34 protein-coding genes and 1 pseudogene are annotated in these 21,946 nt (G+C 43.6%); all 35 read right to left on the bottom strand.

The genetic code is table 11. The features are described from left to right. Positions 1–155: 155 nt before the first annotated feature. On the bottom strand, positions 156–851 hold the full coding sequence (locus CHL76_RS02505; protein ID WP_094907806.1) for a M50 family metallopeptidase: 696 nt from the start codon (positions 849–851) through the stop codon (positions 156–158). After that, the gene (locus tag CHL76_RS02500) at positions 848–1,327 is read right to left on the bottom strand and encodes a DUF6884 domain-containing protein (protein WP_094907805.1); all 480 of its coding nucleotides are present in this window, start codon (positions 1,325–1,327) and stop codon (positions 848–850) included. The genes CHL76_RS02505 and CHL76_RS02500 overlap by 4 nt, the downstream gene beginning before the upstream one ends. Continuing rightward, complete coding sequence (locus tag CHL76_RS02495; RefSeq protein ID WP_094907804.1) at positions 1,324–4,410, bottom strand: efflux RND transporter permease subunit; 3,087 nt, start codon at positions 4,408–4,410, stop codon at positions 1,324–1,326. The genes CHL76_RS02500 and CHL76_RS02495 overlap by 4 nt, the downstream gene beginning before the upstream one ends. Before the next feature lie 84 nt (positions 4,411–4,494). Beyond that, positions 4,495–5,064 carry a TetR/AcrR family transcriptional regulator gene (locus CHL76_RS02490; protein WP_158219041.1) on the bottom strand — a complete coding sequence of 190 codons (570 nt, stop codon included), beginning with the start codon at positions 5,062–5,064 and terminating at the stop codon, positions 4,495–4,497. Positions 5,065–5,091: 27 nt separating this feature from the next. Then, positions 5,092–5,829 carry a TSUP family transporter gene (locus tag CHL76_RS02485; RefSeq protein WP_158219040.1) on the bottom strand — a complete coding sequence of 246 codons (738 nt, stop codon included), beginning with the start codon at positions 5,827–5,829 and terminating at the stop codon, positions 5,092–5,094. 80 nt (positions 5,830–5,909) lie between these two features. Continuing rightward, positions 5,910–6,509, bottom strand: coding sequence for a hypothetical protein (locus CHL76_RS02480; RefSeq protein ID WP_094907802.1), 600 nt, complete (start codon positions 6,507–6,509; stop codon positions 5,910–5,912). Further along, positions 6,506–8,624 (bottom strand): annotated as a pseudogene (locus CHL76_RS02475) (thioredoxin domain-containing protein). The gene CHL76_RS02480 and the pseudogene CHL76_RS02475 overlap by 4 nt, the downstream one beginning before the upstream one ends. Positions 8,625–8,763: 139 nt before the next feature. Then, positions 8,764–8,943: a hypothetical protein gene (locus tag CHL76_RS02465; protein ID WP_094907799.1), complete on the bottom strand. Its 180-nt coding sequence runs from the start codon at positions 8,941–8,943 to the stop codon at positions 8,764–8,766. 48 nt (positions 8,944–8,991) lie between these two features. Further along, the gene (locus CHL76_RS02460) at positions 8,992–9,204 is read right to left on the bottom strand and encodes a hypothetical protein (RefSeq protein WP_094907798.1); all 213 of its coding nucleotides are present in this window, start codon (positions 9,202–9,204) and stop codon (positions 8,992–8,994) included. Between the two features lie 17 nt (positions 9,205–9,221). Beyond that, positions 9,222–9,440: a hypothetical protein gene (locus CHL76_RS02455; RefSeq protein ID WP_094907797.1), complete on the bottom strand. Its 219-nt coding sequence runs from the start codon at positions 9,438–9,440 to the stop codon at positions 9,222–9,224. Between the two features lie 186 nt (positions 9,441–9,626). After that, entirely contained in the window at positions 9,627–10,730 is a 1,104-nt protein-coding gene (locus tag CHL76_RS02450; protein WP_094907796.1) for a hypothetical protein, read from the bottom strand. 99 nt (positions 10,731–10,829) lie between these two features. Further along, positions 10,830–10,997: a hypothetical protein gene (locus CHL76_RS16935; protein ID WP_158219039.1), complete on the bottom strand. Its 168-nt coding sequence runs from the start codon at positions 10,995–10,997 to the stop codon at positions 10,830–10,832. A gap of 50 nt (positions 10,998–11,047) precedes the next feature. Continuing rightward, a complete protein-coding gene (locus CHL76_RS16930) occupies positions 11,048–11,203 on the bottom strand; it encodes a hypothetical protein (protein WP_158219038.1) in 156 nt (51 codons plus the stop codon). Between the two features lie 123 nt (positions 11,204–11,326). Beyond that, positions 11,327–11,944: a cell wall hydrolase gene (locus CHL76_RS02445; RefSeq protein ID WP_094907795.1), complete on the bottom strand. Its 618-nt coding sequence runs from the start codon at positions 11,942–11,944 to the stop codon at positions 11,327–11,329. Positions 11,945–12,209: 265 nt separating this feature from the next. Then, positions 12,210–12,524: a hypothetical protein gene (locus tag CHL76_RS02435; RefSeq protein ID WP_094907793.1), complete on the bottom strand. Its 315-nt coding sequence runs from the start codon at positions 12,522–12,524 to the stop codon at positions 12,210–12,212. Further along, on the bottom strand, positions 12,509–12,811 hold the full coding sequence (locus tag CHL76_RS02430) for a hypothetical protein (protein WP_094907792.1): 303 nt from the start codon (positions 12,809–12,811) through the stop codon (positions 12,509–12,511). The genes CHL76_RS02435 and CHL76_RS02430 overlap by 16 nt, the downstream gene beginning before the upstream one ends. Next, positions 12,808–13,017: a hypothetical protein gene (locus tag CHL76_RS02425; RefSeq protein ID WP_094907791.1), complete on the bottom strand. Its 210-nt coding sequence runs from the start codon at positions 13,015–13,017 to the stop codon at positions 12,808–12,810. The genes CHL76_RS02430 and CHL76_RS02425 overlap by 4 nt, the downstream gene beginning before the upstream one ends. Beyond that, on the bottom strand, positions 13,017–13,265 hold the full coding sequence (locus CHL76_RS02420; protein WP_094907790.1) for a hypothetical protein: 249 nt from the start codon (positions 13,263–13,265) through the stop codon (positions 13,017–13,019). Before CHL76_RS02420 ends, CHL76_RS02425 begins: the two co-directional genes overlap by 1 nt. Then, positions 13,265–13,924 carry a hypothetical protein gene (locus CHL76_RS02415; protein WP_094907789.1) on the bottom strand — a complete coding sequence of 220 codons (660 nt, stop codon included), beginning with the start codon at positions 13,922–13,924 and terminating at the stop codon, positions 13,265–13,267. Before CHL76_RS02415 ends, CHL76_RS02420 begins: the two co-directional genes overlap by 1 nt. Before the next feature lie 95 nt (positions 13,925–14,019). After that, a complete protein-coding gene (locus CHL76_RS02410; protein ID WP_094907788.1) occupies positions 14,020–14,319 on the bottom strand; it encodes a hypothetical protein in 300 nt (99 codons plus the stop codon). After that, on the bottom strand, positions 14,316–14,690 hold the full coding sequence (locus tag CHL76_RS02405) for a hypothetical protein (protein WP_094907787.1): 375 nt from the start codon (positions 14,688–14,690) through the stop codon (positions 14,316–14,318). The genes CHL76_RS02410 and CHL76_RS02405 overlap by 4 nt, the downstream gene beginning before the upstream one ends. After that, a complete protein-coding gene (locus CHL76_RS02400; RefSeq protein ID WP_094907786.1) occupies positions 14,687–15,703 on the bottom strand; it encodes a DHH family phosphoesterase in 1,017 nt (338 codons plus the stop codon). Before CHL76_RS02400 ends, CHL76_RS02405 begins: the two co-directional genes overlap by 4 nt. Positions 15,704–15,821: 118 nt before the next feature. Continuing rightward, complete coding sequence (locus tag CHL76_RS02395) at positions 15,822–16,103, bottom strand: hypothetical protein (RefSeq protein ID WP_094907785.1); 282 nt, start codon at positions 16,101–16,103, stop codon at positions 15,822–15,824. A gap of 116 nt (positions 16,104–16,219) precedes the next feature. Continuing rightward, on the bottom strand, positions 16,220–16,462 hold the full coding sequence (locus tag CHL76_RS02390; protein ID WP_094907784.1) for a hypothetical protein: 243 nt from the start codon (positions 16,460–16,462) through the stop codon (positions 16,220–16,222). Positions 16,463–16,625: 163 nt separating this feature from the next. After that, positions 16,626–17,063 carry a hypothetical protein gene (locus tag CHL76_RS02385; RefSeq protein ID WP_094907783.1) on the bottom strand — a complete coding sequence of 146 codons (438 nt, stop codon included), beginning with the start codon at positions 17,061–17,063 and terminating at the stop codon, positions 16,626–16,628. Further along, entirely contained in the window at positions 17,060–17,413 is a 354-nt protein-coding gene (locus tag CHL76_RS02380; RefSeq protein ID WP_094907782.1) for a sigma factor-like helix-turn-helix DNA-binding protein, read from the bottom strand. The genes CHL76_RS02385 and CHL76_RS02380 overlap by 4 nt, the downstream gene beginning before the upstream one ends. Next, the gene (locus CHL76_RS02375) at positions 17,391–17,981 is read right to left on the bottom strand and encodes a deoxynucleotide monophosphate kinase family protein (protein ID WP_094907781.1); all 591 of its coding nucleotides are present in this window, start codon (positions 17,979–17,981) and stop codon (positions 17,391–17,393) included. Before CHL76_RS02375 ends, CHL76_RS02380 begins: the two co-directional genes overlap by 23 nt. 239 nt (positions 17,982–18,220) lie before the next feature. Further along, positions 18,221–18,370 carry a hypothetical protein gene (locus CHL76_RS16925; RefSeq protein ID WP_158219037.1) on the bottom strand — a complete coding sequence of 50 codons (150 nt, stop codon included), beginning with the start codon at positions 18,368–18,370 and terminating at the stop codon, positions 18,221–18,223. Between the two features lie 46 nt (positions 18,371–18,416). Further along, complete coding sequence (locus CHL76_RS02370; protein ID WP_094907780.1) at positions 18,417–18,812, bottom strand: hypothetical protein; 396 nt, start codon at positions 18,810–18,812, stop codon at positions 18,417–18,419. Positions 18,813–18,911: 99 nt separating this feature from the next. After that, positions 18,912–19,418: a DUF6241 domain-containing protein gene (locus tag CHL76_RS02365; RefSeq protein WP_094907779.1), complete on the bottom strand. Its 507-nt coding sequence runs from the start codon at positions 19,416–19,418 to the stop codon at positions 18,912–18,914. A gap of 71 nt (positions 19,419–19,489) precedes the next feature. Beyond that, positions 19,490–20,221: an FAD-dependent thymidylate synthase gene (gene thyX / locus CHL76_RS02360; RefSeq protein WP_233133196.1), complete on the bottom strand. Its 732-nt coding sequence runs from the start codon at positions 20,219–20,221 to the stop codon at positions 19,490–19,492. Then, positions 20,187–20,354 carry a hypothetical protein gene (locus CHL76_RS16920; protein ID WP_158219036.1) on the bottom strand — a complete coding sequence of 56 codons (168 nt, stop codon included), beginning with the start codon at positions 20,352–20,354 and terminating at the stop codon, positions 20,187–20,189. The genes thyX and CHL76_RS16920 overlap by 35 nt, the downstream gene beginning before the upstream one ends. A gap of 131 nt (positions 20,355–20,485) precedes the next feature. Then, positions 20,486–20,917 (bottom strand): dUTP diphosphatase, encoded by a 432-nt coding sequence (gene dut / locus CHL76_RS02355; protein WP_094907778.1) that lies wholly within the window; start codon positions 20,915–20,917, stop codon positions 20,486–20,488. Beyond that, a complete protein-coding gene (locus CHL76_RS02350) occupies positions 20,917–21,459 on the bottom strand; it encodes an AP2 domain-containing protein (protein ID WP_158219035.1) in 543 nt (180 codons plus the stop codon). Before CHL76_RS02350 ends, dut begins: the two co-directional genes overlap by 1 nt. A 109-nt stretch (positions 21,460–21,568) precedes the next feature. After that, positions 21,569–21,856 carry a hypothetical protein gene (locus CHL76_RS02345; protein ID WP_143747433.1) on the bottom strand — a complete coding sequence of 96 codons (288 nt, stop codon included), beginning with the start codon at positions 21,854–21,856 and terminating at the stop codon, positions 21,569–21,571. Positions 21,857–21,946: the final 90 nt, after the last annotated feature.

Here is a 21,946-nt window from a genome sequence, read left to right as displayed (position 1 = left end):
CCCTCATTTCTTAACAAATCACTTTATTTCTCTTTTCAACTCTTCCCATTTTTACATGAAAGTATGCTTCTAGTTTTAATGTAGGCGTTTTTTCAGAAGCCTCCCTCCCAGGCTGCCGAAGCAGGCCTTTTCTCTATATAAAAAAGAGGAAGCGCCTAGGCGTTTCCTCTTTGAATTAATACAGAGCTGTCCCACTGCAGCCAGAATCCGGCTGAAAACCATGCGGCTGCAAGTGCCATAGCGAAAAATAGCACTCCCCACGCCTGGGAGGGAACACGGCTCACACGATGCATACCGGTAGCATCTCCGGCGTCGCCAGGCATCCGCAGACTACGTTGCAGGATAATCCAGGCTGAACGCACCGACTGGGTGAGCAGAAGCACCCCGAGAATAAACATTATCCATATCTTAAGTATTTCCATATTTTCAATCAGCACATACAGTCCTCCTGCAGAAGCTGCCAGCCCCCAGATAATCCCGGCAGGATTGCGGACCCAGAAAAGTGTATTCCAAATGAACAGACCTACGAGACCAAGCATGAGCCCACTGTACCACCCGGACGTAAATATCCAGCTGTATAGAAGAGCCATGCCGCTTGCGAACGGATAGCCCGCGAATGTTGTAAGCGCCTGGCCCAGTTTGCCTTTATGCCCGGTTTCAGCGAGACCCTCCCGCGTATAAAATAAAGAAATGGAGCGCACTTTTCCGCCGGTGGCAAGCGCCATAAAAGCATGGCCATTCTCATGTACCAGTGTCTGAAACAGGGAAAGATAGGTACCCACGACCGGTGTATAGGTAAGGGCCGTTAGCACGACTGCTGTTGTCAGGAAAAACACGGCCGTCTCAATCATAATTGTTCCTGCGCGTGGCCGGGCAGCGGACGATTATTTCCCACCGCCTGCTTTAACGCCTGTTGCATGTATCCCATCCCCCGGTAGTCCCGCAGCGGAAAAACAGTCCGTTCCATTGGCAGTAGTCTGGCGATGAGCGGATTGAATTTCCGTCCCAGAAGCACTACATACTGGTCATACTCACCCATCTGCTTTGTCTGCCACTGTTGCAGACAAAACTCCGTGGAAACTTCTTCCCGCTGTTTTTTCCCAAACGTGACGTCGTAATTTGCATCAATACGCTCCTGCGGATACATAAAGCCATGTTTTCCAGAGAGCACAGTCCATTGGTCAGTGAACGCTTCGGCGTAAGCCCGGCACAGCTGATGAAAAGTACTCTGGTACACATGTTTTACAGGGAGGGGGCCAAGGCCCGGATCTGCATCCCAGGCCTTTTTCGCCCCGCAGGGAATAATTGCGAGCTGTTTCAATTTCATTCACCTTTTTTCTTTAATTTTCGCGTATGTCTTTTTTGGTCGCTTTCCGTTTTCCACGTATACAGAGCCGGCACTAAAAGAAGCGTCATTATTGTGGAAAAGACAAGGCCAGTTACGATGGCTGTGCCGAGCGGCTGAAACAATGGATTGTCCCCAAGGGCAATCGGAAGCAGGCCGGCGATGGACGTTAAGCTTGTTAAAAGAATTGGCCGGAACCGTTCTTCTCCGGCTGCCGTGACAGCCGTTCGCACATCTGCCCCCGCGCGGAGGCGCTGCTCCATAAATTCTATCATAACGACTGCGTTCCGTACGACGATACCGGCGAGACTGACAGCCCCCATCATTGACATAAAACCAAGTCCTGTCTGAGTTAGGAACAGACCGAGAATAACTCCAGCGATAGCAACATATACTGCGCTCAATACGATAAACGGGATCCGGAGCGAATAAAACTGCAGGGCAAACAAAATCAACAGCAAAAAGACTACTACGATGAATATTTGCCCAATATCAATAAATACATCGTTTCGTTCAGAGGTTTCGCCGCCTATCTGGACACTGACTCCTCCGTATTCATTTTCAATCGAGTCAAGAGAATCTTCAGCTACGGCTAAAATTTCGTCTTCGGAGACATCTCCCGGGTACGCTCGGACTGTAATGGTCCGCTCTGTGTTTTCATGCGGGACAGCGGAAATCGTTGTTTCCTCTGTGCCCTCCCCCAGATCATTTAACGTAACGTCTTCTCCATTGTCGTCTCTGGCCATAATAATTTGGTTCAGGTCGCTGTTTATAACCTGCTCTCCGTTATCATACATCACCTGGACCGGTACTACTTCATTATCCGTATTCCACTGGCCAAACGGCACGCCTTCCCCAAGCAGCCGGAGCTCGGTGCTTACAGCTTCATTGGTGACGCCTGTCCCTTCCATGGCCTCCCTGTCCTGTTCAAACCGCCATTGATTCACGTTCTGATTGGCGTTAGACACAGCCAAATCCACTCCGTCCGTTGCGTCAAACAATGCTTCGACTTCCGCTGCTGCAGAGAAGAGCTCCTCTGTTTCCTTCCCGGAAAGCTCAATCGCAATCGGAGCACCCACCGGCGGCCCGGATTCAACGATTGACCCCTGGGCTTCGACGTTGTCGAAGGTATTCCGGATCTCTTGCGGCCACGTTTCACTTCCTTCTCTTGCCGGAATCTCTTCAGGGTTTACGTAAACGAGAAAATTCATATCGTTCGGGCCGGCAGCACCGCCTCCTGCCCCACCCGAAAATACGGTAGGAATCTCCGTCCCGGCATAAGAAGACACCGACGTTACTCCTTTTCGTGTCTGCAGCCAGGCGCTGACTTCTTCCGCCTGGGTTTCCGTTTCCTCAAGCGGGGTATTTTCGGGCACCGATGCTTCGATAAATACTTCCTCCCGCTCCGTGTCCGGGAAAAACTCGAGCGGCGTGTACGGCACGAGCGCAAATGCCGATGTTCCGAGTATCAGGCCGGCAAGCGACACGATAATCGGCCGCTTTACGACACGCGTCAACACTCGTTTACTGTACCATCTGGCTGAACGGTCGAGAAAGGAGCCCAGAAATCCCGGCGAGGGGCGCTTGAGTGTCTTTGTTCTTCTTTTTTCTACAATGCCCCGGTAAATTGGGATAAAAAAGATCGCAAGAAGCGTAGACGAAATCAATACCGTAATTAGCACGACAGGCAGGGGGCGGATAAACGAACCAGCCGCTCCCGGAAGAAATAAAAGCGGAAAAAAGGTAAATACAACAGCAAGCGTTGACACAATAACGGATACAAGCACTTCCCTCACCCCGTTGCTTGCTGCTTCAATCGGGCTGTCGCCCCTCCGGAGCCGGCGGTCAATGTTGTCGTTTACGACAATGGCATCGTCAACGAGAATCCCAAGCGAAATGATAAAAGCAATCAACGAAATTTGATTCAGACCGACATCGGTAAACGGAAGAGGAATCATCCCGATCGCAAGTGCTGCCGGAATCGATATAGCTACCGAAAGGGCTGTCCGCAGCCGCAGGCCGATAGAACACACAATTAATACCGACACAAATGCCACCACAAATGAGATAGCCAGACTTGAAAATAAATCCTCTACGACGTCGCCCTGCGTATAGAGCTGGGTCAGCTCCATGCCTGCAGGCAGCTGCTGTTCAAAATCCCCTATCACGTCATCTAAACTACTTTGTGCCTGCGGCACGCTCGCATTATCCGCGAGAAAGAATGTTACCGACAGGGCCGACTGCTGATTGTATTCCACCTGTTCATCTATCGGCTCATAAGTGTTTTCCACTGTGGCAACGTCCCCGAGTAGAACACTTTCTCCGCCGCCCTGCTGTCCCTGGCTCACCTCAATGCTCTCCCAGTCTTCTACGTTTTCAAGTGCTTCAAGCTCTACTTGATACAGCTCTCCTCCGCGCTGCCACTCTCCGGGCGGAACGATCTCCGAGGCTGAGGAGAACGCCCCAATAATCTGGCCGGACTGCAATCCTTCCTCCTCGAGTGCTTCACTATCGAGGCGAACCTGCAGCTCGCGCTCCACGTCGCCAGTAATTTCCAGGCTGTCGATATCTGCTATACCAGTGAACCGCTGCTCCCAGTTTTCAATCAGCTGTACCGCTTCCGGAACCGATTCTTCCTCCACTGTCAGCTGATAAATAGCCAGCCCCTGCTGACTCAGTTCGCTATTGATGGAAGGCTCTTCTGCATCATCCGGAAACGTGGTGCTCACCTGTGATAGCCTCTGCTCGAGACTATTCCACACCTGCTCTGGATTTTCAGTGCTTTCATCAAGCTCTACAGTAATGGACGACAGCCCGGGCGAGGAGATCGAAGAAATCGACGCTGTGGCCGATTCGTTATCAATCTCTTCTTCAAGCTGGTTCGTGACTGTCGTTTCCACTTCCTCGGCCGAGGCTCCAGGGTACACCGTGGTCACCTGCCCCACCGGTGGATTGGTTGATGGAATTTCTTTTTGCGGCAGCTGGAAAAAAGACAGCGTACCGACGATGACAAGCATCGCCATAAATAATAAAATCAGCTTCGGTTTTGCAATTATTTTTTTCACGTTTCTCCCCCCACAGTATTATTACCCCAGTATACTTTGTTTGGAACGAAAATGACACTAGTGTCATTTAAATTTAAAAATTATTTACGGATGTCTGATACCGTTTAAAAAAATATTATAAATGGTCTCTACCCATTCCTCCTCGCTCAGAGACGGGTCCGGTGCCTGTACGGCCACCATCAGCAGCCGCGTGATGCCCTGCGTCGGGAGGTCCCCTCGAATAGCCCCTTCTTTTTTACCGGCTTCGATTAGAGTAGACGCCCGGCTCCCCAGTTGCCCCAAGTACTGCTGAAGCTGTTCTACGTTTATTTCCACCTGTGCGGAAGCATGGTGGTCCATGACCGGGAAAATATCAAAGGCCTGATGGACCGATGCCTGCTGCACCCATACCCGGATATAGGCCTTCATACGTACGGAAAAATTCGCCTGCCGATCGGCTTCATCAAGCTGGGCGAATACCTGCTCTAGTTTATCGAGCATGTATGCCGTTACTAATTCTTCTTTTTTAGCATAGTAATTATAAATGGTGCTTCTCGCCACCCCGAGCCGTTCCGACAGGGCTTTAAAATGAAACGAATGGTAGCCTTCTTCCACGATTAGCTTTTCCGTTTCCTGAAAAAGCATTCGGCGGTCTATTGTTCGCTGCCTAGGCATCAGGGTTCTCCTCCTTTCCATTCAGTATCAAGCAAAAAACAGCATATTCAGGCCGGCTATTCCAATAATAACGGCCGTAAGTGTACGAATATGCTTTTGCGGCAGCTTTTCAAAATAGCGGATACCAATCCTTGTTCCAAGCAGCACACACACAATTCCTATAGGAACATAAAGCAGCAGCTCCTTTGAATAGTCACCGGCGCCTGCGTGGGCAAGAACAGTTAAAAGACTTCCAATTAAAAATGTAATCTGCAGGTTCGCCGTATAATGGTATTTGTTGGCTGTGGTTAATAGAAAATAAACAACAAAAAAAGGACCGCCAACACCAAATACGCCGCCTACCAGCCCACCGCAAAAGCCGAGCGTGAGCGGAACCCATTTCGGGACCGGCCGCAGTTTTTTTTCCGGCTTTTGGGCAAAGGTATACACGACCATGCCGAGAAGCACGAGACCGAGTACTTTTTTCAGAATATCCATTTCCCCAAAGTTATGTAGTATAAAAAAAGCTGCAAATCTTCCTGCTGCGGTGGCTGCCAGCAAATATCCGAGCTGCGCCCACTGAATGTGCTTATAGACCTTGCCTATAATGCTCAGGGCGGTGATAACCGACAGTGAAATAACGAGAAGCGAGCTGAACTGCAGCGTAAAGAAAAACGGCACAAAGCTCATCACGAACAAGCCGAAACCAAAGCCGCTGACGCCCTGGATAAAGCTTCCTGTAAAAATAATAACAGCGATTAAAATAAATTCCCCAATGGCACTCATGCTGTCAGAACCCTTCATTACATGCTTTTATTATTGTATCATGCTTTAAATAAAGAGAGAAAAAACGGGAGCGACTTTTGTCACGCCCGTTGATTAGCAGCAAAATAAATCATAAATTCATACAGTTGTATCGGCCATTCCCGTTTAGGATGTTCTGCCGGCCAGTGCTGGTCAAGATAGTCGGGATACGTGCCGAGCCAATCGTAAGCCACCAGATCAATCAGTTCCGGTGTATGCGACTTCATGCCGTTATAATAGCGGTATTTGGCTTCCTTCTCTTCTTCGAGCGGAGATTTCCGCTTCGGCCACCGCCATTTTTTCTTTTCTTCCTGCTGAATGAAAACGTACCGTTGCGACAGATGAAGTCGAAAATCCTGCAGGCGCTTACGGTAATAATCATCAAGCTCGTACAGTTCAGGCCAGGGCTTACGGAAATAGTGCATCCAGGCCTTCATAAATGGGGAAAGCACGTCTCCTTCCACGATTACCGGTACACCTTCCTCTTCCCACTGTTTCGCCTCCCGGTTCCGCAGTCGTTCGGCTTCGACCCACTCCCATGGGTCCTCAGGAAACTGCGTCAAACGTTCGATCAGCTTTGCCTCGGGAAAATAACGCTTAAGCCGGCCGGAAAGCTCTGGAATCCACGCGTTGTTTTCTGCTTCCACCGTAATAATCGTCATTGTTCCCCCTGCCCGGTGCCGAATAAATATTTCATGCTTTCTGTGCTGTGCACCGGCGCATGGCAGGAAAAGTCCCGGCAGACATAGATAGTGGTCTTTCCGTTTTGCACTGGATAATCCTCTGCAAACGGAGCCGCCCGGCTGAGGTCAGTCTCCAATTCGGCCACCAGGCTTGTCACTTCGGGATGAAATGCACGCTGGATGTAGGTCTTCACCCGAAACGCTTCATCATCCTGCGCAGGCCGGATAACTACTTCCTTTCTGTCGCCGTGAAAAAGCACCAGCCCCTGCATGAGGTGACCAAAGGCAGTTGGCGCCTGTTCGATGGAGGCCGAAAAAGCTTCCCACGTTTTTTCGGCTATTCGTTCAAATTCCATTTTCCCGGAAAGACGAGCAAGTCTCATCAGCTGCACCGCAGCCACGCTGTTGCCGGAAGGTGCGGCTCCGTCAAAAGCTTCCTTTGGCCGGAACAGAAGTGATTCCCCATCGGACGCTGTGAGAAAGAATCCCCCGTTTTCCTGATCGTAGTAGTAGCTAACCATCGTTTCTGCCCAGGCAGACGCCTTTTCAATATACTCCGGCTTCCAAGTCGAAGCGTAAAGCTCAGTGCTGGCCCAGATCATATTGGCATAATCGTCCACATATGCATCATACTGCACGTCGCCATCCTTCCAGCGGGCTTTGAAGCGCCCGTTTTGATCCTGGAGCCGGGTTTCAATAAAACGGTACGCCTCCTCCGCAAACGTCGTCCATTCCTCTTTCTGGAAAACCCGTCCTGCCTTAGCCATCGAAGCAATCATCCAGCCATTCCAGGACGTAAGTATTTTTTCATCCCGGAACGGACGCACACGCTTTTCCCGATGTTCGTATAAGGCCTGCAGTGCCCCGCGGCGTTCTGCATCACTCCAGCCAGCGGTCGGACGGTTGATCCGGTTGGGAATGCTTTTTCCTTCAAAGTTTCCGGCGGGGTCGATACCGTACTCAATCGCAAACTGTTCGCCACGCTCTTCCCCAAGCACATCTTCAATCTCTTCCGGGGTCCAGACGTAAAATTTACCTTCTTCCCCCTCACTGTCGGCATCCTCTCCACAGAAGAACGCGCCTTCTTCATGCGTCAGATCCCGGTGCACGTACTCAATAATTTCCTCCACGACTTCTTTATACCTTGTCTCACCCGTCAGTTGATACGCCTCCGTATACGCCATTAAGAGCAGCGCGTTATCGTACAGCATTTTTTCAAAATGCGGCACAAGCCACGCCTCATCCGTCGCATAACGGGAAAACCCGCCGCCAATATGGTCTCTGATGCCTCCTGAAGCCATTGCATCGAGCGTGGAGGTGGCCATGTACAGCGCACCCTCGCTTTCAAATTGATGATAGTAATGCAGCAGGTACATTACGATATGCGGACTTGGAAACTTTGGGGCAGACCCGAATCCGCCGTACGAAGAGTCAAACTGCTGAGTGAAGGCGCGGAACGCTGTATGCACGTTATTGATATTCAGCTGTCTCGTTTCTAAAGCCCGCGGCTCCAACGCTTTGGAAATATCATTGCCCACCTGCGCCACTCGCTCGGGGTCGTCGCGGTAGATATCTGAAAGCTGGCTTAGGACATCCATAATTCCCGGCATACTGCCCATCTGGTTCCTTGGAATATAGGTGGCTGCATAGAAGGGCTTCTGGTCCGGCGTAATAAACACGTTCAGCGGCCAGCCGCCGTGTCCGTTCATAGCCTGGCATGCTGACATATAGATTGCATCCACATCCGGGCGCTCCTCCCGGTCCACTTTCACAGGCACAAATTTTTCATTTAACACTGCTGCCACTTCTGCATTTTCAAAGCTTTCCTGCTCCATTACATGACACCAATGGCAAGATTTAATAACAACCAATCTTCTTATTTTTAATTCATCTTATGACCCCGCAGGGTCAGGAAGAATAACCGACGGAAACCATTAGCGGCTTCCCTTCTCGTTTTGCTTTAGTAAATGCTTCCGCAGACCACGGAAACCAATTAACAGGATTTTTTACATGTTGTTGAAGATAGGGCGATTTCTCATGATAAAGCCAATTGTACGTTTCGCTGTAACGTTCACGTTCCAAAAATTCCTTCATAGATAAACAACCCTTTCTTATTAAAATTTTTGTGTACGTTCCCTTTCGGTTGAACGGCGTCGGTATGCCGTTATAGATTTTTAAGGGAATACGTTCATCATACCCGTTATTTTACGATATAAAAAGAACGCCTTCCTTTTTAGGAAGACGCCTGTTTTCTTCTATTCCACGCTAAATTGAAGTTATCAATTGCTTCGTCTGATGGACGGTCTGACATTCCCTTTACGGTAATTGGCGTTGATTTTGCGTCCTTACGGTACTCAACAACCATTTCAATCGTTTCTTCCGTTTCCGTTTTCTCCACTGTATAACCCTGCATAAAAATAACACCCTTTCTTATCGTTATAAAAAAGAGTGTTGGAAGGTCTTATTCGTTTGTGACACGTTCAAGAAACTTTTTATCTTCAGCCGTAATTTTATCGCCGTGGTCGTATTTAACGATTTCTTTTCCAAAGTTACCTTTTCGATAAGGGTACGGAAGCCCCCAACGTTTCAACCATTCGTTTTTAAGTTCTTGAACGTATTTTCCCTGTGCAATTAAACGGTCAATCTGTAAACATGCTAATGTGTTTACGTTCACTGTATAACCTCCCGTATTTAGATTAATTTTTTGTAATGAACTTGAACAATTTTCTTTTTCAACGAAACATCAAAGTCAGGATAATATTCGTCTTCGTGTAAAATCTGACTTACGTGAAGCAAATACGTATTTTCTGATTCTTCGTCAACATAAACTTCAGCTATAATTTCATCAGTACCAAATTCAACCTTCTTTATTCGCTTACCTGCTAAATGCTTATTTAATTCTTCGTTCATTCTATAACACCCCTTCAGTTGCTTTTTGTTTTAAATACGTTTTAAACGGAATAGCGTTCGATGAACCACAATTTAGGCACATATGCCAGTAAAGCGTATAGTGACCCATTAACTTACTTTTATACTTAACTCCGCCTATTCTTCTTAAATGACTTTTACAATCAGGACAAAACCAATTTCTAAACATTAAACTTCACCCCTTGCTTGTGCTTCTTTAAATATTTCGCTTGAAGGACGTGTATCTTCCGCACATTCTTCAGGTGTACGTTTATTCCGTTCACACCAATATACGTATTTCTCAAATTCTTCAGGCGTCATATCATTACGCATAGCCAAGTAAAGAACCAACTCGTCAAAACGATCTTGTGATAGTCCATAACGATCTTTAAACGCCTGAAACCATTCGAACGGGTTACGATTGCCTTTCGATATATTCAAGTCAGAACGTAACGGGTAACAATTAGCGGCTGATGTACCACCGTGACCCCAAGACAAAGGAATAAAATGCTCACAATGACTATTCCCTTGTGATTCGTCTAAAACGTCACCTGTAAGCGCACAACGCCCGTGAAACCGTTCCATGATATCCGCCCAATTATTCGCCCAATTAGGTTCAGCGTGAAGGTTACGTTTAAGGGCGTTTCTTTTTGCTTCTTTCGCTTGAAAACGTTCAGGTTCTTTTACGTAGCGTTGACGTTGACGCTCACGTTGTTTTTCTACCCACGTAGGGTCATTACGCTTTTCTGCTCGATACTGACGCTGATATTCTTTAATATGGTCAGCGTTTTCTGCTTGATATTGACGCATGTACTCTTTAAGATGTTCAGCGTTTTCTGCTCGATATCCTACTTTATGTTCCCCGTCACATTCACGGCATATACTTCTTACGCCGCCTAATTTATTACTTTCGCTATAACCGTCCTTCAGTTTCATTTCGCCGCAATCAGCACAACGTTTGCTAATAAATTCGCCTTTTACGTCTACTAAGTACCACGAAATGCCGCCTGCCCTACTTTTATAACGTTTCAAGTAGACCGTTCCAACACCTTCAAGCGTCCATTCCGTATAAAATTCGTCAGCTATACGTTTTTTCTTTTCGCATTGTTTACAACGTGGGTTCATACTGTCTTTCGCCTGTTCTTGTTTACCAAAAGCCACAACGTCCTTCGTTTCCATGCAAACAGTACACGTCTTTAATCCGTTCCTAGTGAAAAACGTAAACCCTGCTTCCTGTTCGTCAATATATGCTTTAATGTCTTCTAACGTACAAACAGCGTTTTCTAATAACATACGCTCACCCTCTTTTATCGTTTAAAAAGACCTGTTGGGCGTATGAAGCTGTTTGTGACTATGTACGTAAAATTAGACAAAAAAAAGAAGCATGGATTGTTAATCTCCACGCTTCAGAAAAATTCGTGCCGCTAATGCGGCGAAGTATATGACGCCCGCTATAATGACGAAGTAATCAATAAACGTCATATCTCCGAAATCAATCAGGAACAGGACGAATACCCAAAAGGCAATAATGACGTAATCAGTTGTGTTTAATAGTTTCATTCGTTTATAATGGTTATGAAGTGGGGGAAGGAAAAAACCCTCCCCGTTAATTACTTTTTGCGACCTTTTCTTTTTCTTGAAGGTCGTTTTCTTTTTTGTCGGTCTTTCCGTAATCTCTTATGAAGAAGTATAATTTCGAGTATCTTCTTATAAGCGGCGATGATTACGGCGATTGCACCGACAATTTTTATCACTTCATCAACCAATGTCTTCCCTCCTTTCTATAATTTCATTATACGACAAATAATAATATTTGTAAACAAGTTTACGTAAATTCATATAAAAAAAAATTGGCGAAACCCTAACGATAGGATTCCGCCTTTTTTGCGTTATTTTTTAAACTCATGACCGCCTACAACGTCCACTGTCGTCAATGATTGCATAAAGGACGAATTGGACAAGTCAGGATTGTAAAAGTACAATGCGCCGTTTACGTCACCGCCACCGTTTACAACCGTTTGAACGGCTTCCTGTGCTTCGTCTGTGCTTACCGTGTTACCAATCTTCCCTGACGTTACAGGGTCAAATTGACCTGTTTGTTGAATAACGCCTTCAGTCGTATCAGGAAAAGCGTCAGATTCGACACGGTTCATAACGACTTTTGCCACGCCAATTTTCCCTTCCAACGGTTCACCTTTTGCTTCTGCCGTCACAAGGCGGGCGAATAGGTCACTTCCTGTTTGCGTACTGGCTTCGTTCGTAGACGTGCCTTTTATTGCTTCAGTCGCTTCTGTATCTTCGTCAGGAATATCGATTTCCTGATTCGGATAGATTAAGTTAACATTCGTAATTTCTTCGTTCATGCTTGCAATTTCTTCGACTTCAACGTTCTTTTCGTCAGCAATTTCGTTTAGTGTGTCGCCTTCCTGTACGGTGTACGCCAATGCCGTATTTGCGGAAAATACAAGTAATCCTGCTGTTACCATGCCAATAAATGTTTTCTTCATTATTTAACCCTCCGTTATATTAACCCTATTTCTATTAGTTGATAAAAAACCGATAAAATACCGCCAATCGAAATCACAAAATAAATAATTGCTTTCCTCATTTTCGAAGGGAAATTTCTTATTCCGTTTACCAACAAATAGAGGGATACGGCGAATATAGATAGTTGCGAAAATGACCATATCAGCCATACCGAAATTAGTGCTGTCAAAAGTACCCCTCCAACCTGTCAGGCTTGTCAGTAAACAATTCGACAAATGTGATTTTTTACAATGGAATAATTTCGGATTCATAAAATACGCCTATTTGTTTGTAAAACTGAACTTCATAATAGTGGGCTTCGTACTCATTCGTTCCAGTCGAAATAATTTCGCCTTTTTCCTTTCCAAACTTCTGTAAATAGTAATACGTTTCTACGTCATGAATATCTTCGTCAGGATTAACCGTCTTAACCGTATCGCCCACATTTAGAAAAGGAAGGTTCGGCTGTTCTTTTACAACCTGAACCTCGTTTTCTTCTGTGGATTCTTCTTCAAATTCTTCAGGTTCTTGGTCAAGCGGAAGTTCTAATTGTTCAACCAATTTATTTCAACCCCTTCAACGGCTTCATACGTTTTTTCAAATATTTCAGGATTACACGGATAAATTTCGCCATTTACGCCCTGAATAATATAATCGCCGCCGTTCGCTACCATATCGCCCTCTAATGTCCTAATTACGCAATAGGCTTCGTCTATCGTGAACCTACGGTAATCACAATTGTACGTAATTGCTTCGCTATTAATCATCTTGTACGAAAACCAATCAGGCATAGGGTCAACGTAGAAGCGGAAGGCTTCAATAATTACGGGCTTTTTACGGAATTTCATTCGTTATCATCGTCCAATAGTCCAGTAGAAACGTTTAGGCTGTATGGTTCGCCTACAATAACGTTCACACTAAGGTTTTTATCTTCAAGCGAAAGTACAACTACGGCGTCATTTAGCAGGTAAACGCTTTGATCGCCGTCTTCCATTCCACCGTTTTCTTCAACTTCTTTTGCGTGTGCTTCAAGTACCTTATTTATAAATTCCATTATTTACCCCCGTTAATCAGATCATTTTCAAGTTTGTTAGTTAATGTAATAAGACCTTCCATAGTTTCATGCTCATTTTCCCCACATTCTTCAGGGTCTTCGACGTTAAACCCTAAAAGTTCCGAACTCTTTTCATTAAGTTGTTTTACAAGTTCTTCGCTTCTTTCTTTTTGAAATCCAAGTGCTTTCCAAAGATATACTTCGATTGCTGACATTGCTTGTAATTTTTCCTTTTGTGTCAATTCCATTATTCCGCCCCCTTGTGAGAATCGTTTAATATCGTGAATTGGCTTTCGTTTACATAGCCGTTATTTACAGTAGTTAAAAAAGCCTTTCCTGTACCATAAACGTTGTCTTTTTTCGGAAGCCTTTCAGTAAGCGTTACTCGTTTTTTATTAGTCGTATACTTTAAATTTAATTGAACAACGTCACCAACTTCAGCTTCGTCAGGATTAGGCGCAAAAAGAAGATCATCGTCAACTTCCAAGTCTTTTGCACGTTTTAGAGCGATAGCTTTTCCAATATCAGCGTTAAATACGTCATTAGGGTCAGTTTTCGCAATTCCACGTGCTATAATGTGCTTCGTTTCTTCCACTCGTATCAATGCGACAACGGTTCGTTTTTCTTCGTCAACAATATATTGAACTTCTTTCGGTATAATTCCGATAAAGCCCCTACTTTGTATTTCTTTCGCCTTTTTAATTGCTTGATTACGCTTTTCGTTATTACTTGGTTCGTATAATTCACGTAAGCCTATACTCTTTTTCGAAACTTTTCCTTCTGCGTAAAGTTGCCGTTTTACTTCTTCTTCCTTAATGTCCTGAATAAGTTCTTTTGCGTCCACAATGACCGCTTCAGCTTTATCAACTTTTTCTTCGAGTATTTCAATGCGTTTACTGTTGTTCATCGTATAAGCCCCCTGTGCGCTTTGTGTGTTTGTTTAAATGTTTACATGACGTAATGTTTACGATTAGTTTAAAAATTTAATGTCGCTTTACTCTCTTATTCCTGATCGTTAATATAAGCGTCGTAGAAGTCGTTAATAACGTTTTCTACTTCTAACAGTTCAATTACGGATATTTGACTTCCTGAATGACGTGAACACTTACTTCTAATATATAAATCTCCACCTACACCATCACGTTCAAAGTTAGCGGGAACTTTACCGCCTTCAATCTGAACGCCATTATCCGTCAGGTTCATTACCTTCGTAGGGCGAAGCACCGTTTTCGTCTTTAATTCCTGTGTTAGTTCGTTCCTTGCTTCCCGCAACTGCGCTTTATTCATTTCCGAAAACTTCATAATTTCGCCCCCTGTACGTTCCATAGTGTTTCAAGTGGAATTTCGTGTTTCTCAACGATTCCTTCACGTGTGAAGATCGTCTGAACGTCTTCTTCTACAAATTGCGTTGATTTAAATGCAAATAGACGATAACCGTTTTTAAATAATTCAATAGCGTCTTTCGTGCTGAACCAACTTTGTATTTGCTCACGATTGTCGCAACCGCTGAACCATTTACGACCACCTTTCGAATATCTTTCGTCAAAGTCCATCGGAAGTGATTTCGATATTCCTTCAGTCAGTCGATTAATGAACGGGTCAAAAGTGCCGTCTAGTCTGTACCACATGCCATGCATAGTTTCCTCATTTTCAATTCGATATATTGTCTTCACGTTACGTTTCCCTCCTGACGATCAGAAAGCATATCCGCAATAATTTTATTTTCTGTACGTTCATGACTTTCTTCGAACTCAACGCCCAAAACGTTCTTACTGTTTTCAGTAAAATCGCTTAACATCTTCAGCGGAAAATTCTTCTCTTTTGCAAAGTCGTAATCGAAACTTACGCCTGAAGCGTTATGATGACCGCCCCCGCCTAATTCTTTCGCAATTTCCCCAACGTCAATTGTTCCTTTACTGCGGAAGGAAACCGACTTTGCGTTTGGATTAATCATGGCGACTGCTTCAAGGTTGAAGTCTTCCATTAAAGCGTGACCTAACTCTGACTGGAAACTGTCAGCGTAAACAATGCCAATGTCTCGACTGTCTGAAAGCGGAAAACGTCTAACGTATTTACTAACATGGTCAATGTAGCGTTCAAGCCGATCTGATTCGAGTTCAAGAATCATTTCGTCTACTTCCGTAAAACGTTCAGGAAACGGCAGGTTCAGGCAACGATTAAAGAAACGATTGATACCCATAGCGAAAAATAAACGGTTTAAGCGTTTAGAATCTGAATAGGCGTGAACCCAACGGTCATAATCATCGACCATTTTCGCAAATGCTTCGTAATCGTCAGGAATCGCCATAAAGTCGTAAACAAGTAATGTTCCGCTTCTTTCCGTGTCTACAACCGCCCACTCGTATTTTTCCGCAATCCATTCGTTTGTTTTATGATGATCTAACATCAGGCGTTCGCCTTCGTATGAATCGACCATTTTCGCTGTTTCTTCCGAAATACCTAAATCCGAAATAATAATTTGCGGTCTTTCTACGCCCGTAGCACGAAGATACTTAATTTTATTTTGAATAACGTCGTCAACGTCGCCATAATTACAAAAGTAAACTTGATTACTTGTCGTTATTCCGCTTTTGTAAAGTACGCCGCAACCTACGCCGTCTAAATCCGTGTGAGTGAACATAATTCCGTTTGTTTCTACGTCTGTTAGTTGGTCAGCAATTTGCATAACCTTTCACCACCTCTATCTTTTTTAACTTACAAAAAAGACTGTTGGCAGGTGACGGGGGTACGTGACACATAACGAAAAAAAATTCGTCCCTCTTTTTAGAAGGACGAATAATCGTTTATCCAAAGAAATCGTCAGGTTCATCGTCAGGAAATTCTGTAATTCTACCGTTTACCATTTTAACGTTTAGTTCTTCCGCAACTTTTTCAAGTTCGTTAAGCGTAATTTTTGCCATTTCCCCGCCTTCTTCTGCTTGAAGACGTACTTTTTCAAGAAAGTCGTTAAATATTTTAAGTTGGGCTTCCCTATCGCCTGAATGTTCTGCTAATCTATTTTGAATTTCCAACATTTCATTTAAAAGTTCCATTCCTTCCTGAAAATCATCAAAAGGATTTCCCATAAGTAACACCTCTATAAAAATAATTCAGACGTTAACCAAACGCCTGATTGTAGCGAACCCCTTCGTAATCATACCTTTAACCGTTCGCCTTCCCACGTTTTTCGTTTAACCTTTATTTATTTACCTCCATTCAGTAAGCGGTCAATTCCTTTAATTGCACCTTCGTTGTCGGAAATCGTTAGTAAAGCACGATCTTTTTCCCGTTTCAATTCGCTAATTTTACCGTCAATGTCGTTAACTGTTTCGTGTAGAGAAGCGTTATTTGTTTTCAACGTTTCTTTCGCTTGCTTAAACTGTGAAAGCTGTTGGTTCGATTGCTGACGTAATTGGTCTACCTGCTTCTGAATGTTTTTGTTCAAGATAATCACCTCAATAAGATATTTTTTATCGTTACAAATAAGAGTGTCGGAAGATTAACCGTTTTGTGACGCTCTTTTTTAAATTTCTATTTTCAATCCAAGAAGAACGCCAAAAAATAAAGACGCCAAGCAAGCTGTAATAAGCATGATTTAAACCCTCCTGTTATTCTGATTTATTGTAATTTGCTTGTTTTTTACCGCCTAAATAGTTCTGTTCTGTATGCGTTTCAGGAATAGATTCGTCAGCCGTTTCCCTTGAATAACGTGTTTTCAATTGCCGCTTCGTCATAATCGGAAATTCTTCACGTGTAACTTTGTCAGGGTGACGGTCTGCCAACGATTCAAACAATAGCCAGTTCGCTAAACGGTTCACATGGCGACCTTCAGGCGTTTCGCCCGTCTGATTGACGTAAGCGGAAATAAGGGAATCCGTGGCGTAAATGCGCCATTGTAAGTCAGGCGGTACTTTGTCAGGTGTTAACGTTGATATAAGTTTATTTACTTGTGTTTCAAACGATTCACGGAAGTTTTCAACTTCAAAAGCACCGTCATAATATCGTTCATGTAACGGCTTGTTCGGTAGAATGGTTTTCATACTCATGCTTTAAAACCCCCGTTAACGCTGTGCATAGACGAACGATAATATTGCGATACTTTGTTAATGACGTTCCAAATTAATTGATGAATCGCTTGCTGTGAAATTCCCATACGTTCAGCCGCTTCCCTTTGCGTTAAATGCTTCGTAAATACAAGGTAAATAGCCGTTCCTTGTCTTTCCGTTTTGCATACTTTGCTACAAGCCTTATCGAAATCAATCAGCAAGTCTACGGCGTCAAAGTCCGTTTTATCGTAAGCTGATGATTTCACATGGTCATAATCGACAAATAGCGCATATACGCCTTCAGGTGTTTCTAGTGGATAATCTTTTTCAAACTTGCTTATTCCTTCCATTCGTTTTCTCCCCCTGCGGTTGAATAGCCCCTTCCGTTTTATATTTGTCCATAGCGTCCTTTACTTGTTCGTGCAATTCTTCAAGTGTTCCGTCGTTGTTAATCGAATAATCAACGTCGAAGTCGTTTAAATAGCTTTCTGTTTCATGTTCAGCCGTTACTTTCGTGAACCTATCTCCTGCTTCCGTTGCTCTATTTAATCGTGTACCTAACGACGCCCCTACTCGAATAATGAAAAAGCCGTTTTCTCGTAAATACTTCATTTCGTTGGGCTGACGTAAATCCGTAATGACAATATCCTTTTCGCCTGACGCTTCTATGTTGTTAAACAAAAAGCGAACCCAAATATCTTCGTCAACTTCACGTAATTTCTGCCCTACGTCCTGAAGCAATTTACGGGGCTTCTGATTGCCGTTGAAATCTTCAGGGAACAAAAGCCTTCCAGTCGCCCAAATGCCTTCAGAAAAAGCGAATTGCGTCATTCCGTACTGTCCTGAAATAATGTCAGCAACCGTATTTTTACCGCTTCTAAACTTACCGCAAATAGCAATTTTATTTTCGTAAGCCATAAATTAATGCACCTCCTTCTTTTCCTTTATAAAAAGAAGTGTCGTATTACTACGCCCCTATGTGACGCATAGCATAAAAAAAGCAACCGTTTATTTAACGATTGCCCTTCCGTATTTTTTCCGTAGTTCTTTTTTAAGTTCCTGATACTCTTGCATGTTTTCATTGGACGGCATGGCTTTAATTATTGATCTTGCATAAGCCAGTTCCCACTTTGCTCTATGGAAGAAAGTGCAATCCATTAACGTCCACCTCTTTCTTCGATTTCTGTAATAACAAGTGCGCCGTCTTCAATTGCCTTTTCCATAGCTTCAACCTTTGAAGCCGCTACATATGTCTGAACTGCCTTTTCGCCTTCAATACCTCTAAGTTCAATTACGAATTGTTTCATGTTTGATTTCCCCTTTAAATTAATTTTTGTTTACTTGTAATCATGTTTACGCAATACTCATAAAAAATATACGCTTGTCCTGAAGAATAACAACGTCAGCCTGTTCAATTGGTTCTTCCGTTTCTTTGTCAACGAAGCTACTATATTTAAACGGGTTATACGTTGCTTCCCGTACAATGCCCTGTTCAAAAACGCCGTCTTCGTCAGGGTCTACGGAAGAAATAAGTCCGTTCACTTTTGCGTGGACGTTTTTCTTTCCTTCTTCCAGTACCTTTTTGCGTCCGTTTTCGTTTACTTCAAACGTGGCATTTTCGATCACAACGGCGTCTGATTTTGCATGGACACGCTGACCCTTTTGAATAGAAAACGTGTTTCCGTGAAGGTCGTAATAAACTTTCACCCTGTCGCCAAACTCTACGGTACGTCCTTTAAATTGTTCCATTTATGTTCTCCCCTTTCGATCTAAATTCATTATACGACGTAAATATAAAAACGTCAACATGTTTACATTAAAAAATTATATAAAAAAAAGAAGGCTTATTTAGCCCTCTTCTGAAAAGTTTTCTTCAATATATTCTTGTTCTTCTTCTTCCGTTAGTAACCCTGTCGCCCGTCCAACTGTTCCTTCTTGCATACTCCAAATTTTGTTATGAACTTCAACGGAATTTTCAAAGTTGCCGTTATCCCAAGCTGTTAATGCTTCCTGATAAAATTTTTCATTTTGGTAGGTCGTTTGTTCGTCCAACGTTTGAAGCATATTATCAATACGTTCTTCCGTAATACGACGTTCACCCCATTTATCGTTTGAATCAACTTTTTGGTGCGTCATATTGTGCAATTTTTCTTGGAATCGTGCTTCAGTCGTTACGCCGTTTTCATTTTCGTGTGACGCTTCATTTAACCGTTTTGTTTTCTCGTTTTCAGCACTTGCCGTTTCAACATTGTCCTGTTTCGCAACCTTTTGTTCAAGACTGGAAAGAACGTTATACGTGAATATCCCGCCCGCTAAAATGATTCCTACAACTATAACCGCAATTAATTTCTTCATAACTACAACTCCTAGCGAAATGTTTACTTATCGAAATGTTTGAATGTAAATTTGTTTACGTTAATAGAATATCAATCACGGACTAAGGCGTCAATAGCGTTAGGGAAATGTTGTCTTGATAATTTATTGACGGCTTCCGCATAATCACGAATTTCGCTCTGTGCGTCGCCTTTTAGACGTTGGTTCAGGAAGTGACAAACGCCTTGCAAACTGCCCGCCCAACGCCATCTTACGTAAAGACCATAAGAAGGAAGGAATAAACGTGCTTGTTCAACGGCAACGCCTTCTTCGATTGCGTTTGTGTAGCGTTTATATCCTGTATCGTACATATCGACAAGCTGACGGGTTAAGTCTTTACCCTGTGTAACGGGAAGTATTTCGCCTGAACCTTGCTTTTTGTTGGCAGGTTGGGAACGCCATTCGTTTTCACCTACAATATAAAATTCAGGCTGTTCCGTAATATAGCGGCGGCTTGATTCGTTCCAAGCGTCAAGCGGGTCATGAGATCGAAGCGGCTGTTCTGCGTGATCTGAACCGATTACGTATTTCCACCACTGACGGGCAACCATAAGCGGCGCATATACTTCGAATTTCATGAACGAATGACGGAAAGGGCTTGTATGCCCTTCACGTCCAAGAAAGTTAAGAAGGCGTTCTTCTTTCGTTCCAAATTCGTTCGATTCACGGTCAAACGAAACTTTTGCGTCGTTAACGGGCGATAGATCGTCGCCCATTACGTCCTTTGCTTTAAGTTGTACATATCCGTTATCAAGAACGGGAATTTCGGTCATTACTTTTGTCATTATTTTCAACCTCCGTAGGTTCTTCGTCTTCAGGTGTTATTAACATGAAATCAACCATGCCGTCGTCATCGTCTTCTATTTCGTGATCGTCGTCTTCATCTGCTATTAGTTCAAACTGAACGTATTCCTTCACCTGAATTCTCCCCCTGTTAATAGTATCTTTCCGTTAAAAAATACCTATAAATTTTTAATGCGCCTTAAAAGTGTAAAGTAGAAAAATTTACTATGCAACCAATATCCTGAATGTCATTCATTTTAAATTGGTTACATTTTACTTGAACCCCACCCCTTTGAACCACGACTTGTTTCGTCCAAATCGTCAACAACTTCCACGTCAACGTTTTCTTCATACTCTTTAAATACTGCCTGTGCAATTCTTGACCCTTTTTTAACGTGGAAAGGCTCACTACCTGCGTTGTAGAGAAGAACGCCAACGTTCCCCCTAAAAGTTGGTTCTATCGTAGCAGGTGAATTTAATACAGTTACACCTTTTTTACTTGCGATTCCGCTTCGTGGGCGTATCTGCATTTCATATCCACGTTCAGGTTTAAACGCAAGTCCTAGTTTAAAGACTTTCCTTTCGTTAGGTTGAAGCGTTCCTTCTTCTACCGTGGAAACATCAACCCCAACGTCTTTTTCGAAGTTTTGGGTAGGAACAATAGCGTCTTCGTGTAATTTTTTAATTTGTACTTTCATTATATTACCTCCTGAATTTCGTGATTTACGTCTTTACCGTCGTAAAAATACCTTTTACGTACTTCTTTTGCTACACGATCAGCTTCTTCAATTGTTTGGTACGTGCCAAAACGTTTGTCCTTACCGTTAATGCCTAACTGTACGAACCAAGTGCCGTTTTTATTCTGATAAACGTTCCTGTACCCGCTACTTTTGTTATTCTTCGAAGCCCCTTTTCGGTTCTGACTATTCGAAGCATGATCGACAACGTTTAAATTGCCTTTCGTATTGTCTAACGTATTATGGTTACGATGATCGACAACTGTTTTCGGCGGGTTATTCGCTACAACTTGGTGAAGATAAACAGTAACGCCCGCAACTTTTGTATGAACGTAAACTGTTTCATCGTCTTCTTTACGGGCAACGTTTGAACCCGTCCAAGTACCTGAAATAGCGTTAACTCGATGAAAGTCTTTCGTGGAAATCGTTGTTGTAATCATTTCCCCTTTGTACCTTATGAAGATAACCGTCACGTCGCCACGTACTTCAAAATTGTTCTTCATCAAAAACACTCCTTCTTTTATTTGATTCAATAAAGAACTGTTGGCGGTACGTTCGGTTATGTGACACATATAATAAAAAAAAGCCGCCCAAATATGGACGACCTGACGTTTACTTATTTAACTGATTCAATAATGCTTTACGGGCGTATGCTAATTCTTGAAACCAAACTTGGTCTTTTGTATCTAACGCTAAATCAATCATTAAATCGAAATCTTCAAGCGTAAGCTGTGTTTCTTCAATGTCTCTTAAACGTTCCTTTTGAACGAAGAACGATCTTTTTAAATTAGGGAAAGCTACTCTGACGCCCCTATAACTTTCGTTTAAAACGAAGCCCCGTTCTGTCCGTCCTGCATACTCCATTTCTACCCATTTACCAATGCTTACCAATTCGTACACCCCTGCGGCTCTTCCGCTAATATTCTTCAACGCTTTCGATATAAAGACAATTTAAGCAAAACGTAGCTTTCATGTTTACACATATAAAAT

This window comes from Marinococcus halophilus, from assembly GCF_002265875.1.
Classification (GTDB): domain Bacteria; phylum Bacillota; class Bacilli; order Bacillales; family Marinococcaceae; genus Marinococcus; species Marinococcus halophilus.
This window is presented reverse-complemented; position numbering and strand designations above follow the sequence as displayed.

Excerpts from the sequence above, each read along its gene's own strand:
- CHL76_RS02490 (WP_158219041.1), bottom strand. The coding sequence starts at position 5,064 with ATGCCTAGGCAGCGAACAATAGACCGCCGAATGCTTTTTCAGGAAACG.
- CHL76_RS02415 (WP_094907789.1), bottom strand. The coding sequence starts at position 13,924 with ATGAACAACAGTAAACGCATTGAAATACTCGAAGAAAAAGTTGATAAA.
- CHL76_RS02380 (WP_094907782.1), bottom strand. The coding sequence starts at position 17,413 with ATGGAAGGAATAAGCAAGTTTGAAAAAGATTATCCACTAGAAACACCT.
- CHL76_RS02350 (WP_158219035.1), bottom strand. The coding sequence starts at position 21,459 with ATGAAGAACAATTTTGAAGTACGTGGCGACGTGACGGTTATCTTCATA.
- CHL76_RS02505 (WP_094907806.1), bottom strand. The coding sequence starts at position 851 with ATGATTGAGACGGCCGTGTTTTTCCTGACAACAGCAGTCGTGCTAACG.
- CHL76_RS16935 (WP_158219039.1), bottom strand. The coding sequence starts at position 10,997 with ATGAAACTATTAAACACAACTGATTACGTCATTATTGCCTTTTGGGTA.
- CHL76_RS02375 (WP_094907781.1), bottom strand. The coding sequence starts at position 17,981 with ATGGCTTACGAAAATAAAATTGCTATTTGCGGTAAGTTTAGAAGCGGT.
- CHL76_RS02430 (WP_094907792.1), bottom strand. The coding sequence starts at position 12,811 with ATGAAATTCCGTAAAAAGCCCGTAATTATTGAAGCCTTCCGCTTCTAC.
- CHL76_RS02480 (WP_094907802.1), bottom strand. The coding sequence starts at position 6,509 with ATGACGATTATTACGGTGGAAGCAGAAAACAACGCGTGGATTCCAGAG.
- CHL76_RS02425 (WP_094907791.1), bottom strand. The coding sequence starts at position 13,017 with ATGGAATTTATAAATAAGGTACTTGAAGCACACGCAAAAGAAGTTGAA.
- dut (WP_094907778.1), bottom strand. The coding sequence starts at position 20,917 with ATGAAAGTACAAATTAAAAAATTACACGAAGACGCTATTGTTCCTACC.
- CHL76_RS02385 (WP_094907783.1), bottom strand. The coding sequence starts at position 17,063 with ATGAGTATGAAAACCATTCTACCGAACAAGCCGTTACATGAACGATAT.
- CHL76_RS02365 (WP_094907779.1), bottom strand. The coding sequence starts at position 19,418 with ATGAAGAAATTAATTGCGGTTATAGTTGTAGGAATCATTTTAGCGGGC.
- CHL76_RS16925 (WP_158219037.1), bottom strand. The coding sequence starts at position 18,370 with ATGAAACAATTCGTAATTGAACTTAGAGGTATTGAAGGCGAAAAGGCA.
- CHL76_RS02450 (WP_094907796.1), bottom strand. The coding sequence starts at position 10,730 with ATGTTATTAGAAAACGCTGTTTGTACGTTAGAAGACATTAAAGCATAT.
- thyX (WP_233133196.1), bottom strand. The coding sequence starts at position 20,221 with ATGACAAAAGTAATGACCGAAATTCCCGTTCTTGATAACGGATATGTA.
- CHL76_RS02400 (WP_094907786.1), bottom strand. The coding sequence starts at position 15,703 with ATGCAAATTGCTGACCAACTAACAGACGTAGAAACAAACGGAATTATG.
- CHL76_RS02420 (WP_094907790.1), bottom strand. The coding sequence starts at position 13,265 with ATGGAATTGACACAAAAGGAAAAATTACAAGCAATGTCAGCAATCGAA.
- CHL76_RS02455 (WP_094907797.1), bottom strand. The coding sequence starts at position 9,440 with ATGAACGAAGAATTAAATAAGCATTTAGCAGGTAAGCGAATAAAGAAG.
- CHL76_RS02370 (WP_094907780.1), bottom strand. The coding sequence starts at position 18,812 with ATGGAACAATTTAAAGGACGTACCGTAGAGTTTGGCGACAGGGTGAAA.
- CHL76_RS02395 (WP_094907785.1), bottom strand. The coding sequence starts at position 16,103 with ATGGGAAATCCTTTTGATGATTTTCAGGAAGGAATGGAACTTTTAAAT.
- CHL76_RS02445 (WP_094907795.1), bottom strand. The coding sequence starts at position 11,944 with ATGAAGAAAACATTTATTGGCATGGTAACAGCAGGATTACTTGTATTT.
- CHL76_RS02465 (WP_094907799.1), bottom strand. The coding sequence starts at position 8,943 with ATGCAGGGTTATACAGTGGAGAAAACGGAAACGGAAGAAACGATTGAA.
- CHL76_RS02500 (WP_094907805.1), bottom strand. The coding sequence starts at position 1,327 with ATGAAATTGAAACAGCTCGCAATTATTCCCTGCGGGGCGAAAAAGGCC.
- CHL76_RS02410 (WP_094907788.1), bottom strand. The coding sequence starts at position 14,319 with ATGAAGTTTTCGGAAATGAATAAAGCGCAGTTGCGGGAAGCAAGGAAC.
- CHL76_RS02485 (WP_158219040.1), bottom strand. The coding sequence starts at position 5,829 with ATGAGTGCCATTGGGGAATTTATTTTAATCGCTGTTATTATTTTTACA.